The following is a 12,872-nucleotide window of genomic DNA, read 5'->3' as shown; positions in this document are numbered from 1 at the left end:
TGATGCGATGATTTGATAATGGGATGATGGACCAATACCCGTCAGCGTTCATAAAACCTGACGGCGTATTGAAGGAGGAGGTTTTTTGATGGTACAATTGTTTGAATGATACGATAAAGGTTTGACTCATTTTTGATGGATATAGTTACTGTTAACCTGAATGCGGAATTTTATTTGGCTCTTCTGCTAGGGGTAACAGCTTATGGTATTATAGCTCTAATCAGAAAGAGGAAGGGATAATCCCTGTCAGGTTTTATAATCTGACAGGGATTTTAATTTTACGACTGCTGTACAAGCCCCAATAACTCTGGGTTTAGTTTTTCTTCCATAGCCCTTTTGCTTTCGTCGGGGAATTGCTCTTTGGCATTTCTGAAAATACACATTACCAGTCTTTCCGCATCGCTCTGGTCAAGGTTGAATTGAGCAGCAATTTCAAGAATGAGTTCTTGGCCTCTGAGGTTTGTCGTACTAGCTTGATGGCTTCTTAACCTTTCGTAAGAAAGAGGTTCAGATAAACTGCTCGTGAATTTTTTTGCTCCATCTTCATCCATGCTGCTTACGACTTTTCCAAGTGTGGCTTTAATGGCAGCATCTGCCAGCTCGTCATTTTGTACAAACTCCAAGGATTTAACAGATTCTAACAGTTGGTTGTATTCCATAGTTTTTTCGTTTTTAGAGTAAACCGGAAGGTGTGGGGGAGGTTTGAAAAAAATAGGTTTTAGAAAATATTTTAGTCTTAAGTGCTATTCTCTCTGAGAAACTTAAACTTTCTGTGCTCTGTTTTAAAAGGTATAGGGAAAAAAATGAGCTGAGGTATGACAGGAGAATCAAAAGTTACAATCGACCATAATCAGATAAGGAAGTGGGCAGAAGCAAGGAAAGGGAAGCCTGTAGTGGTAGAAGAAACGCAGAAAGGGAAAGGCACTGGTATTGTGCGCATAAGCTTTCCTTACGGAAAGTATAAAACAGCATTGAAAGAAATTTCCTGGGATGAGTTTTTTGAAATGTTTGAAGAAAACAATTTGGCAATGGTGTACCAGGAAAAAACTAAAACAGGAAATATTAGTAGGTTTAGCAAGTTTGTAGATAGGGATGCGGTCAAAGAAAGTGGAGCCTTAGAGACATCTTTAGAAAGCCCTAGGCCTAAGGTGGAAAGGAATGTGCCGGCAACAAACAGACCGCCTGCAAATAGAAAGCCGCGTCTATCACCTAAGAAAGCTATTCCTGAAACTACCGATCCAGGGATCAATTATATAGAATACACAAGTCCTGACACAGGTCCAGGGGAAATTCGCAGTGCAGATGATCCTCATGGCGCAGAGTATAGCGGTATTCCAGGGACAGATTCCAATGATGATATCGGTGAGCCACTTTCAGGAGGATCTGCATCAGGAACTAAAGGCCGTGGGTCGGCCAGTCATGGTAAACCTGGTGGCGGTGTTCCAGAAGAATAATTTGAACTGAAATATGCAATAGCACTTCCATTGTTTAGCAAAACAAATTCAAATCAGTCGCTTCGTTTGCGTATGTGCCTTAACTATATCGATTATAAAGTGCTGATTTATTTTTATTTTGCTTCTCATTACGGGATCTATCGCAATAGTTCAGGTTTAACTTTGGAAAGGATTTTCTGACATACATGTTGGGAAATCCTATTGTTTGTTCCTTTGTGCTTCTTCTTTAAGTATTTTCTCATAAGTAGAGCTGGATGAAATGCTGTTCTTTTTTAGTACAGAAAATGATCCACTGCTTTCCAGTATTACAGCTTCTACTTCCTCTAAACCTGTAAACATCCTTTTTCGCACAGCGCTCATGATATCGTCCTTCCTGATTCGTTCTTTTATCATGTTTTTCTCTATAAATGCGCCCTTGTAATACAGGAGCGTAGGGGGAGCTGTTACCATTCTTGAGAGTTTGGCTGATTTTATTTCAATAAATGCTAGTATATATTGGAGCGTAAATAATAGCAGGAAGGTTGTAATGGACTCTGTAATAGAAACCTCTGTAGCAGTTAAGATACGCCCAAAGGCTGAACCTATGGTTACGGTTATAATGAAATCAAAAGCATTCATTTGGGCAAGCGTCCTTTTGCCAGAAACCCTCAGCATTATAATAATAGATATAAAAGTGACGGTTCCTACCAGTAAAATTCTTAAAATTGGTAAAGCCCCATCCCAAATAAAAGCGACTTCTTTTTCCATGTTCTTTTGTTAACAATCCTTATATTAGAAACTTGGGGAGCAAATAACTGTTTTGGGTATACTATTTGCCTTTCTCTTTGAGCATGCTTTATAAAAGCTTATTCATTGGAAGGTTGCTTTGTTTTAACTTTTCAGTGGTTTGCTAATGTTGCTAGTGTTTGGATATAGTAAGTTATGCTTGAAGAGGTTATGATTTGCTTATAAAAACCTTAATAAAAATAAACTAAATATATAAGAAGATTTGTTTGACATTGTAGAATCAAATATGTAAAATTGCATCCTCAAATGTAAAAAGAGGACAGCAGTTATACTGACCTCTTATTGGGCCCTTAGCTCAGTTGGTTAGAGCACCTGACTCATAATCAGGTGGTCGCTGGTTCGAGCCCAGCAGGGCCCACTTAAAAAGGAAAGCATCCGCTTTCCTTTTTCTTTTAGGCCTTTTTCTTTTCTTATCTAATGCTTTACTTTTTGCTCACTGGACTGGTGGTTGTTGGTTAGAAGCTAGTATGGGTTCAATATAGTTTCCTATATTTGCATGTGCAATTCAGGCAACCTCTTTTAACCTGAAAACATGCTATAGATTTCGTCATGAGATTTAATTTATTCTTTTAATGGATTTAGCAAAAATCAAAAATATCATATTCGACTTAGGCGGTGTCATTATCAATATTGATTTTGATGTTACTTTTCAAGCAATAGCGGATATGTGTCAATGTTCTGCTCAAGAAGTAATTGTGAAGTTTGAAGCCTTGAACATAATACCTGCCTATGAAACCGGTCAAATCAGTGACGCAGAGTTTCGGAACCTCGTACGGAAAGAATTTTATGAAAACCTTACAGATCAGCAGATAGACAAGGCTTGGAATGCGCTTTTGATGGACATCCCCAAAGAACGGCTTGAGCTGCTGAAAGTATTGCGGAAAAACTATAGGACATTTTTGCTTAGCAATACCAATGCTGTCCATATTCAAGGTGTCAATGAAATCTTATATAATACATCAGGTGAGAAAGATTTTTACCAAATGTTTGATAAGGTTTATTATTCTTATGAAATTGGGATGCGCAAGCCAGATCCTGAGATTTACGACTTTGTTTTAGAACAAGAAGGTTTAGATTGTAGTGAAACATTATTTCTGGATGACAATATTGATAATGTCAACAGCGCATTAAAAAAGGGGATTCATTCTGTAGTTGTCAAAGCCCCCCGTGATATTTTAGAAATTCTTAAGAATGCAAAAAAAGCATAAAACCTGGATACTTCAACTATTTCTTCTTGTACTAACTTTTTTTACTACTACCCTTGCAGGTGCTGAGTGGATTTTTGGGCGTACGTTGCTACTGCCTGGTTTAGGGGAGTGGTTTACCTGGGAACATTTTCAAAGGGGGCTACATTTCTCTATTCCTTTTCTCGGTATCCTTACTGTTCATGAGTTTGGACACTATATAGCTGCCAGACTGTACAAAGTGAAAGTTTCGCTGCCTTATTATTTGCCCTTTTTTCTTGGCTTTGCGAATTCAATAGGCACTTTTGGGGCATTTATTAAAATCAAGAGTCGCTTAGTCAGTTCAAAGCAGATATTTGATATAGGAATTGCTGGGCCTTTGGCAGGTTTTGTGGCCGCCATGATACTGTTGTGGTATGGGTTTACAAATTTGCCACCCATGGAGTATATTTTTGAAATACATCCAGAATACGCACAATATGGAGAAGATTATGAGAAATATGTATATGATAGGGAACATTTAACTCGTGATATTGACTACGAAGGTGAGATCCCCTTGATAAGCGTCGGTAGTAATTTGATTTTTGAGTTCTTTACACGTTTTGTTGCTCCTGACCCTTCGCTTGTGCCGAATAGGTTTGAGCTAATGCACTACCCTTATCTTTTTGCAGGCTATTTAGCCTTATTGTTTACCGCTTTAAATCTATTACCTATTGGGCAGTTAGACGGAGGGCATATCCTTTATGGCCTCATAGGGGGAAGGCGTCATTATTTATATGCACCTTGGCTGTTTTTTGCCTTTGTTGTTTTTGCTGGCTTGGGGATTTTTCAGAACAATCCATTTGGAAACGCCTTCGAAGATACGGGAAGTTTTGTTACCTTCTCGGTTATTTACCTGCCGTTTCTTTACCTTCTGTTTTCCAGGCTCCATGCGCCTACACAAGTAAAATTCATGAATGCCTTTATTGTTTTCCTGTTGCAACTTGTGGTTGAATTGCTTATCCATGATGTAAATGTATCAAGTGGATGGTTTGTCTTCGCTTTTGTGGTAGGCCGCTTTTTAGGTGTTTACCACCCACCTGCTTTAATAGAACAGCCTTTAAGTCCTAAAAGGAAAATCTTGGGATGGTTTGCACTTATTGTTTTTATCTTGTGCTTTACACCAAGAATGTTTATTATTGAAATGGTTTAACCTAGAACATACAATGGAATCTAGGTAATAAATATTTTTCTTATGTTCTTGCGTACTGCCCTCTTGATATGTTGTTGTGCACTATTTGTGTTCTTTGATGCCAGCAGCCAAAGTAGTTTTAAAGACCAGCAATTAAAATACCCTAGGGTAAGGGAAGCTTTTAAGAACAGAGAAAGTGTATTGGCTGATGAATTTGATGAAAAAGGTGTTTCATTGAATAATGCAGAAATTTTTTTGAGAGGTTTTAAACAAGAACAAATACTGGAACTATGGGCTAGAGAAAAGGGAAGTGGCGCTTTTAAACATATCAAGGACTATGCTTTTTGCAGTTCTTCTGGAACATTCGGCCCTAAAAGAGCTCAAGGAGACAAGCAAATACCAGAAGGGTTTTATTATATAGATCGATTTAATCCTGCAAGCTTTTATCACCTTTCTTTGGGGATCAACTACCCTAACCAATCTGATAAAATTTTATGTGGTAGCAACAAGCCTGGAGGTGATATTTTTATTCATGGCGCTTGTGTTACTATTGGTTGCATTCCGATTACTGATGATAAAATAGGGGAACTTTATGTGGCGGCTGTTGAAGCCAGAAACAATGGACAGACTAAAATCCCTGTACATATATTCCCAGCAAGAATGAACAAGGGGTATATTCATGTTTTAGGAGTAAAAGGGCCAGAGAGTTTATTCCTGTTTTGGGAAAACTTAACTACAGGATATACTTTTTTTGAGGAGAACAAGCGAATCCCTGCCGCTTCTGTTAATGAGCAGGGGAGGTATATTTTTTATGAAGAGTAGCGTATTGCATCCGTAGCGACATAGGGCTAAGGTTAAAATACCAACAGTCGTATGCACCTGTACCTTTATAATCAGTATTTTAATAGGCTTAGTTTACTTTCTATACATGACTTTCTCTACGCCGACAGACTTCCCATCATTGATATGTAGTAGGTACATGCCATCTGGAAGGTTATAAGGCAGGTCTATCGACTGTCCATCACCAAAAGGGAAAGTTTCTTTGTGAACCATTTTTCCGCTCAAATCATAAACAGCTACATCTTGTATTGGGCTCCTAAATATTATTTTTCCAGATGTTGGATTTGGGTAAAATTCAGGTGCTTTTTTCTCTTCAAAAGCGTTTTCATCTATTGGTGGAGAAGGCCTTCTGGTAGAGAGTACAAGGTTGTCTGTTCTAAAGACAGGGCGCATCATCATACTTCCAGGCTCTTTGTCGTATTGTCGCCATATTCTACCTATTCTGTAAAACATTTTATCCGAGTTGTCTGTGTTGACATCAAATCCTACAGGGATCTCATCCAAGGTGAATTGTTCAAACCCTATATAAAAAGAACCATCTATCACCAAAGGTCTATCGAGAATATACCTTTGCATTTTGTTTAAGTCATCGCTGTACTTTAATATCATAATCTGAGTGAGCAGGGTATCTTCTTTATAACTGCCTACTTGGATATCTTTCCAGACATGCAACCTAAGGTTATAATTGTTTACATTTTTATTGATTCTTGGAAAGTAGATGTCAACGGCAGTTAAGGTGTCGGGAACATTCAGGTCAAATTTATAAGCCAATTTGCCACCATATTCATTTGCTATAGCTATGCTAAGTTCGGCAGTGCTATCATCATATGCTAAATAGTTGCTGAAATTGGTAATGACAGAAGCTGTGTCGTTTAAGCGGTAGTCAACAGTGTTTACTATTTCATCGCCAGTATTTCCTTGAATAAAATATTTAAGAGAGAAAGGTGATTCTGAGAATGGAATGGCTCCGTTGGGTGTTTGTTGCCATTGCAGGTTGTTATTTTGATAATGAGATGTAAATAGAATATCCTGAGGTCGGTCAGGAATTGCGCTTATAAATTCAGAATTTCTGTAAAGATAAATTGCATCATCATATGTCCTGACTTCTTCTGGGCTGTCTAGGTTTCTAAGGCTGTAACTTAGTTGAGGGTTTAACTCTGAACTTCCTTCGGGTGCAGCAAAAAATTGTTGCGGGGGCATAGATGTATAATTTTTTAATACAGATACAGGTAGTTTTGAAAGCCCCATATCTATATTGTAGGGTGTACCATCTCTTCCTTTACTAAAAAAGATATAATCAATATTCCATACGTCAAAATTTCCTGACAATCTTCCGTGGGAGGTGAAACGGAACTGAAAGCCTTTATATAAATATTCAGGCTCGTCAATTTTGATGGACTTATATTTGAATTGGTTTGGGTTTGAAAAAGCAGCGGTATCTCCTCGTTGAGTCCAGATATTTTCCCATACGCCACTTTCATTCCTAAACTGTAAGTTGATAAAGTCGCCCGGGTCTGGCCTTTCTCCTCTGCCTGCTGCTTGCCAATAAAAGCTAAAGTATAAGGAATCATAGTCTTCTGGAATTTCAGAAAGATCTATTGGACGGGAAGTTAAACGGTCCGCTGTGCCATCCTGATTTAATGTTGTACTATAAGGTTTTCCATTGGCATCTAGACCATCAAAGGTTGCTGCATTATAAGTAGGAGGGTTTATAGGGTACTCTCTGTTGATATGCACGCCACTACCCGGCATCCATTTAGATGTATCGGCATGGCGGGAGAGCTGTGAAAAATCTTCGAAAAATGGCAAAGCAAGGGTATCAACAACCGCATTGATACGCATGTTTTCTGTTTTCCTGTCCCTCGATTCGTCATATTCAAGGGGTTTAATTACAATATCTTGCGCAAAGCCATATAGACAAACTAAATAGCTAATTGAAAATGCAAGAATATGTTTCATGGAAAACTTAATTTAATTATGTATAGGTATTACTCTGCCACCCAAACATCTATTACTTCTCCAGACTTCATTTTTTTATCTGGAGTAGAGGCTGGTTTTTGCTTAATTATGGTTCCTGGTTCATGATCAGGAGAAAACTCCTCCCTTATCAGGTTTATTTCTAAATCCATGCCAGATACTTTTACTTTTGCCTCGTCAAAAGGCATACCGGTAATATTAGGTATTTCACGGTCGTCTTCTCCAACGCCATTTCCTACTAATAGTTTTATCTTCGAGCCTTTTGATATTTCTGTACCTTCCTCAATAGGTTTCCCTTTAAAGTGTTGTTCCAGTACAAGGTTAGAAAACGGGCTTGGAACATATTTTACCTCCATGAGTAAACCATAGCTTTTCAACGCCATTTCCGCATTTCTCAATGAGAAATCTTTGAGATTGGGCATTTTTACCAATGGCGGTATTTTGGAGCTTACTGTTATATATATTTTTCTGTTCTGCTTTACTTTGGAGCCAGGTGCCGGATGTTGGCTGATAACCGTATGTGGTTTAACCTCTGACGAGTAGGCAGAATCGTTGATTTGATAGCGGAGCTCTCTGGTCGTCAGGTACTGCTCTACTTCATCTATGGTCATGCCCGCAATAGAAGGCACTGTTATACTTTCTCCATGCCGAGTAGTATTGGGCAAGTAGTAATAGAAAAATATCATTGCAAGGACAAAGACTATAGAAGCCATAATGCCCAGGTGTAGTCCTGTTTTTAATAATTTATTTGCCTTGAACTGCATGTTTTGGACGGTTTTGTTCTCTGTGGATTCCAAATGTCAGAATTTTATCAATAAAATCATAAGGCTTGTACCCGCTAATAGCCGTCTGATGAAATATGCAGGTGGCTGGCGTCATACCTGGTAACGAGTTTACCTCAATGATTATTGTTTCTGTACGTAAGTCGTCATAGATGCGCACAAAAGCATCTATTCTTGCATAACCTTGTACATTAAGTATTTTTGCCGTTTTCTCAAGCTCGGCCTTTACCTGTGAGGCTATTTTCTTATAGCTTTCCGGGTCTGAAGCAAAACGCGCCGGGGTGATATTTTGTCCTTCTCCGGCAAGGAATTTTTCTTCAAGAGAAAGCACATCGCCACTGGCCAAGGCTTCAGAAGGTTCAAAAACCTCATACCTTACTTCTCCTTTGTCGTTATATTGGGTCATTAGACCGCCGGTTATCTCCAAGAAGTGCTTGGCGTTCCCTTTGGAAACAAGGTCTTCTATCAAAAAGAAGGTTTTTTGCGGGAACTCCTCATTGTACTTAATATTTAAAAGCTTGGCGGAAGGGGAGTCGTGTATATCCTCCAGGCCAAATATCAATTTGGTGAAAGCTTCTAACTCTTCCCTGCTTTTGATTTTTTTTACTGCTGAACTACAGCCATCATCGGCAGGTTTGGCTATAATTGGGTAAGAGAAGCCAGACTCGACCTTGTCCAAGACGCTTTGCGCATCTTTTTGCCATTCATTCAGCATGATTAGCATATGGTTGGCTACTTTTACACCATTTTCACGGAGTATCCTGTTGGTCTCAAACTTGTTGATGGTGGTTTGAGAGCTTTCTATGCCTGAACCATTATATGGCACTGCATATTTTTCTAGTTCGTTTTGAACAGCCCCGTCTTCGCCTGGCCGGCCATGTAACGCAATGAATACGGCATCTACCATTTTAGACAAGTCTTCATAGTTGATGCGTTGTGGTTGCGATATAATGTTGCTTACGTATTTTTTGGTAATGTCATTCGCTTCGGTTACTATTTTCTTAAGCAGCGGGTGTTTTTCATAGCTGCTGGCTTTTACTTTTTCCTTGATATCATCGGCATTGTCCTTTAGCATGATATTTACCGGAATAACGTATAGCTCGTGCGCCTCTTCACTTCCTGTTAAGAAAACAGGTATCGGTTCATATTTTTTGCTGGAAGCAAGTTTTTCATAAATGTTTCTTCCACTTTCAACAGAAATATGCCTTTCTGAAGAAAAACCTCCCATGATAACCGCTACTTTCTTTTTGGTCACTTTTTCAGAAGCTAGTTGTTGAAGCTTGTCATCAAGCCCATTCAGCAACTGCTTCATTTTAAATGTTTTTTTGCCAGTTTTAATCCTTTCAGATAGCGAAGTTCTGATGATGTAAGTCAAGAACTGACTTGGGTTCATGCCTATTTCGGCTGCCTGGTGGAAGAAGAAAGACGATGGGAGCATACCTGAGGTTGTGTTAGGGTCGTTCAGGAAAATCTCGCCTTGTTCATTGATAAAGCCGTCTATCCTTGCGTAAACATTGCAGTTTAAGGTTTTAAACAGTCTCGAACATTCTTTTCTAATGTTTTCAATTTGTTCTTCAGGAATGTTGATAGGTGTGATCTTACGGCTCATTCCTGGCAGGTACTTAGATCGGTAATCAAAAAGGTTGTTGCCTTTGATTATTTCTGTTGGAGGAAGTGCCAACGGATTGCCTTCTTCGTCTTGAATGACAATGCATGAAAATTCTTTACCTTTCAAAAAGCTTTCTGCAATGATGGTTTCTTCATTGTCAAGGCTTTCTAGGGTAATGTCTTTATCTGAGCTTCCAAACTGTTCTTCAAGGTAAGCCAATAAGTCCTCAGGATGGTTTATTTGCTGACCTTCGGATATAACAGGCATGCCAATTCCCTCTCTGATATCGGTCAATTGACGGATAAAAAGTACCTTTTTCTCAGTGGGCATGCTCGTCCATTCTGATTTTGTGATCGTATGAAGGAAAAAGGCCTTGTTAACGGATTTGGTAAACTGCTCTATATTGTCATCACTTACAACGGCAATTCCAATGGAAGAACCTTGATAGGGTGCTTTCAAGACAAAAGGGAGTCCTAACGCATCATGAAGCTGGCCGAAAAGCGCTTTTTTATTATCAGTTTGGAGCCAATCTTTTTTGGACAAAGTAGTATGCACAGGGCCTGCAAAATTTGCATTGGCCATGATCCCTTTTTGAACCAATTTGTTGATGCCGATGGCTGAAGGCAAAATGCCACATCCTGAGTATGGAATATTGTACCACTCCAGCATGCCTTGCAGGTTCCCGTCTTCGCCATAAGGGCCGTGCAAGCTAAGGAAGGCAAAATCCATTAGCTGAGCCAGTTCGTCGGGAGAAACTTTTCTGCCTACCTTATTGATCAGTTTTTCCTGTTCTTCTGGGCTCAATGAGTCAAGCGACTCTATATATATTTGAAATCCATTTGGAGAGTCAGGAATTGCATCTAAAGGAGGGTAAAAATCTCTGATTGTACCTTTGTATATATATTGCCAGTCCAGAAGGATCAAATTTCCGGTACTGTCCACAAATATAGGCACAGCCTCAAAGAGGAGTTTGTTCAAATTGTCATATATAGTACGGCCACCGGCAAAGGAGATTTCCCTTTCCCGTGATTGGCCCCCAAAAAAAATACCTATTCTCATACTAAATGATAGAATTGTTTTTATTGGCTGAAAACATCAGCCCAAAAGACATTAGTTCAGTAGTTAGGCTATTTTTACTTAGTAGTATTAATAGCTTCTATGGCTTTAATTTGCGGCACAGCCTTTTTGATGGCCTCTTCAACCCCTGCTTTAAGTGTCATAGGGGACATAGGACAAGTGCCACAGGCTCCTAAAAGCTCTAGCTTTACCACATTGTCTTCTGTTACGTCCAATACCCGCACATTGCCGCCATCTGCCTCCAGATAAGGCCTGATACTGTCCAGTGCCTGTTCTATCTTGTCTATAAGTTCTGATTTCACAGCTAAATTCTCCACGTCTTGTTTAAATTTTTGTTTCAACTGGCTTGGTAGAGTCCATGGTGGCATTTCTAATGGCTACCTGCTGGGCAACTGTTTGGGCCAAGTTGGTAAAAGCATTTGTATGAACATCATGATCCAGTACTGCCGGACGACCTGAGTCTCCACTCTCCCTTATACCTTGTACCAACGGGATTTGTCCTAGAAATGGTACATCAAACTTCTCAGCTAATTCTTTTCCGCCGTCTTTTCCAAATAAATAGTACTTATTATCAGGAAGTTCTGCGGGTGTAAAATACGCCATATTTTCTACAACACCAAGTACTGGCACATTGATTTGTGGCTGTACGAACATGGCCAGACCTTTGATAGCATCTGCCATGGCTACTTTTTGTGGCGTAGTGACTATAATAGCACCTGTTACCGGAACGCTTTGAACCAAAGTTAGGTGTATGTCGCTGGTCCCTGGAGGTAAGTCTACAAGTAAGTAATCTAGCTCGCCCCATTTAGAGTCACCGATAATTTGCTTCAGTGCCGAACTTGCCATAGGACCTCTCCAGACAACGGCGCTTTCAGCAGGGGTCAGAAAGCCTATAGACATAAGTTTGACACCATACTGCTCCAGTGGGATGATTTGCTGCTTGCCTGCTTCATCTTCCTCAATCCTTGGCTTTTCGTCTTCCAGGCCAAACATGACCGGCATAGAAGGGCCAAAGATGTCAGCATCTATCAAACCTACACTGGCACCGGTTTTAGCAAGGGCTATGGCCAAGTTTGCCGTAACAGTTGACTTCCCTACGCCACCTTTTCCAGAGGCTACAGCTATTATATTTTTGACGCCTGGTAAAACAGGACCTGTACGCACACTCGTAACATCGGCAGTAAAGTTCACTTCAACGTTTACTGATTCTCCTACATGTTTATGGACAGCATCCACGCAATCCTTTCTTATTACTTCTTTCAGCGGACAAGCAGGGGTGGTCAAGACTACGGTAAAAGAGGCTTTGTTTCCCTGTACCTCAATATCTTTTACCATATCGAGCGTTATCAGGTCTTTCTTTAAGTCGGGCTCTTGTACTGTGCTTAGCGCTTTTCTTATATCGTCTTTTGTGAGGCTCATAATTTTATTAGGTATTGGTGATTCTCAATGCAAGTTAATTGTTTTAGCTAAATTTAGTAACAAATAATCTTTTTAATAAGTTGACTTTCGCCACTGGATTTGAATTATTCTTTGCATGGTGGTGTTATTGTGATGAATTTATTTGGACTAATTACAAATAGTGTTTATTTTTGTAATAGATATTAGGAATAATTCTTTACTTAATCTTTTTACCAATGACAGGAAAGTCTGACCTTCAAGAGATTTACCGCACTTCGGCAGGGTGTGTTTATCAGTCTGATAAAAATCGTAGGCTTATCGTTGAATTTGCAGGCACGACGGCTGAGCTTAATGTACCGTTTTTTACCTGTCTTAAAAAGATGGTAGAAAAAATAGATGTACACTCTATGCTTGAAAATCCTTCCAGAGCTGCCGATGTGGAAGTAGTAGCGCCATGTGGCATCCAAAACTGTTATGTACTTACTGTTAGGGATGTGATTCAGTTTAAGGAACTCTTGTCTGGGGCTAAAGTTATGCTTGAGCTGAATAGCATTATATACGAACGTCTTTATAGTATTCCTGTTTAATTTCATG

The 12,872-nt window shown here is 39.5% G+C and carries 12 protein-coding genes and 1 tRNA gene; 6 read left to right on the top strand and 7 right to left on the bottom strand.

Annotated elements, in window-relative coordinates; translation table 11 throughout:
• Window positions 1–278: 278 nt before the first annotated feature.
• Complete coding sequence (locus tag RCC89_18395; GenBank protein WMJ75117.1) at window positions 279–659, bottom strand: DUF2267 domain-containing protein; 381 nt, start codon at window positions 657–659, stop codon at window positions 279–281.
• Between the two features lie 156 nt (window positions 660–815).
• Here RCC89_18395 and RCC89_18390 point away from each other — a divergent pair, with 156 nt between their 5' ends.
• Complete coding sequence (locus RCC89_18390; GenBank protein ID WMJ75116.1) at window positions 816–1,454, top strand: hypothetical protein; 639 nt, start codon at window positions 816–818, stop codon at window positions 1,452–1,454.
• 198 nt (window positions 1,455–1,652) lie between these two features.
• Here RCC89_18390 and RCC89_18385 read toward each other — a convergent pair whose 3' ends face one another.
• Complete coding sequence (locus tag RCC89_18385) at window positions 1,653–2,201, bottom strand: DUF421 domain-containing protein (GenBank protein WMJ75115.1); 549 nt, start codon at window positions 2,199–2,201, stop codon at window positions 1,653–1,655.
• Window positions 2,202–2,524: 323 nt separating this feature from the next.
• Here RCC89_18385 and RCC89_18380 point away from each other — a divergent pair.
• From RCC89_18380 to RCC89_18365, 4 genes are all read left to right on the top strand, one after another.
• Window positions 2,525–2,598: transfer RNA gene (locus tag RCC89_18380), tRNA-Ile, on the top strand.
• A gap of 214 nt (window positions 2,599–2,812) precedes the next feature.
• Window positions 2,813–3,448 carry an HAD family phosphatase gene (locus RCC89_18375; protein WMJ75114.1) on the top strand — a complete coding sequence of 212 codons (636 nt, stop codon included), beginning with the start codon at window positions 2,813–2,815 and terminating at the stop codon, window positions 3,446–3,448.
• A complete protein-coding gene (locus RCC89_18370) occupies window positions 3,432–4,616 on the top strand; it encodes a site-2 protease family protein (protein WMJ75113.1) in 1,185 nt (394 codons plus the stop codon). The genes RCC89_18375 and RCC89_18370 overlap by 17 nt, the downstream gene beginning before the upstream one ends.
• A gap of 42 nt (window positions 4,617–4,658) precedes the next feature.
• A complete protein-coding gene (locus tag RCC89_18365; protein ID WMJ75112.1) occupies window positions 4,659–5,417 on the top strand; it encodes a hypothetical protein in 759 nt (252 codons plus the stop codon).
• Window positions 5,418–5,510: 93 nt separating this feature from the next.
• On the opposite strand, the gene RCC89_18360 is transcribed toward RCC89_18365, so the two are convergent.
• The 5 genes from RCC89_18360 to RCC89_18340 all read right to left on the bottom strand — a co-directional run bounded on the left by RCC89_18360 (window position 5,511) and on the right by RCC89_18340 (window position 12,299).
• Window positions 5,511–7,394: a T9SS type A sorting domain-containing protein gene (locus tag RCC89_18360; protein ID WMJ75111.1), complete on the bottom strand. Its 1,884-nt coding sequence runs from the start codon at window positions 7,392–7,394 to the stop codon at window positions 5,511–5,513.
• Between the two features lie 29 nt (window positions 7,395–7,423).
• Entirely contained in the window at window positions 7,424–8,176 is a 753-nt protein-coding gene (locus RCC89_18355) for a PASTA domain-containing protein (GenBank protein WMJ75110.1), read from the bottom strand.
• Entirely contained in the window at window positions 8,157–10,862 is a 2,706-nt protein-coding gene (locus RCC89_18350) for a D-alanine--D-alanine ligase (GenBank protein ID WMJ75109.1), read from the bottom strand. The genes RCC89_18355 and RCC89_18350 overlap by 20 nt, the downstream gene beginning before the upstream one ends.
• A gap of 74 nt (window positions 10,863–10,936) precedes the next feature.
• Complete coding sequence (locus tag RCC89_18345) at window positions 10,937–11,182, bottom strand: NifU family protein (GenBank protein WMJ75108.1); 246 nt, start codon at window positions 11,180–11,182, stop codon at window positions 10,937–10,939.
• Window positions 11,183–11,204: 22 nt separating this feature from the next.
• The gene (locus RCC89_18340; GenBank protein ID WMJ75107.1) at window positions 11,205–12,299 is read right to left on the bottom strand and encodes an Mrp/NBP35 family ATP-binding protein; all 1,095 of its coding nucleotides are present in this window, start codon (window positions 12,297–12,299) and stop codon (window positions 11,205–11,207) included.
• Between the two features lie 215 nt (window positions 12,300–12,514).
• Between RCC89_18340 and RCC89_18335 the strand changes: the two genes are divergently transcribed.
• Window positions 12,515–12,865, top strand: coding sequence for a hypothetical protein (locus RCC89_18335; GenBank protein ID WMJ75106.1), 351 nt, complete (start codon window positions 12,515–12,517; stop codon window positions 12,863–12,865).
• Window positions 12,866–12,872: the final 7 nt, after the last annotated feature.

This window comes from Cytophagaceae bacterium ABcell3, assembly GCA_030913385.1.
Taxonomy (GTDB): Bacteria; Bacteroidota; Bacteroidia; order Cytophagales; family Cytophagaceae; genus ABcell3.
This window is presented reverse-complemented; position numbering and strand designations above follow the sequence as displayed.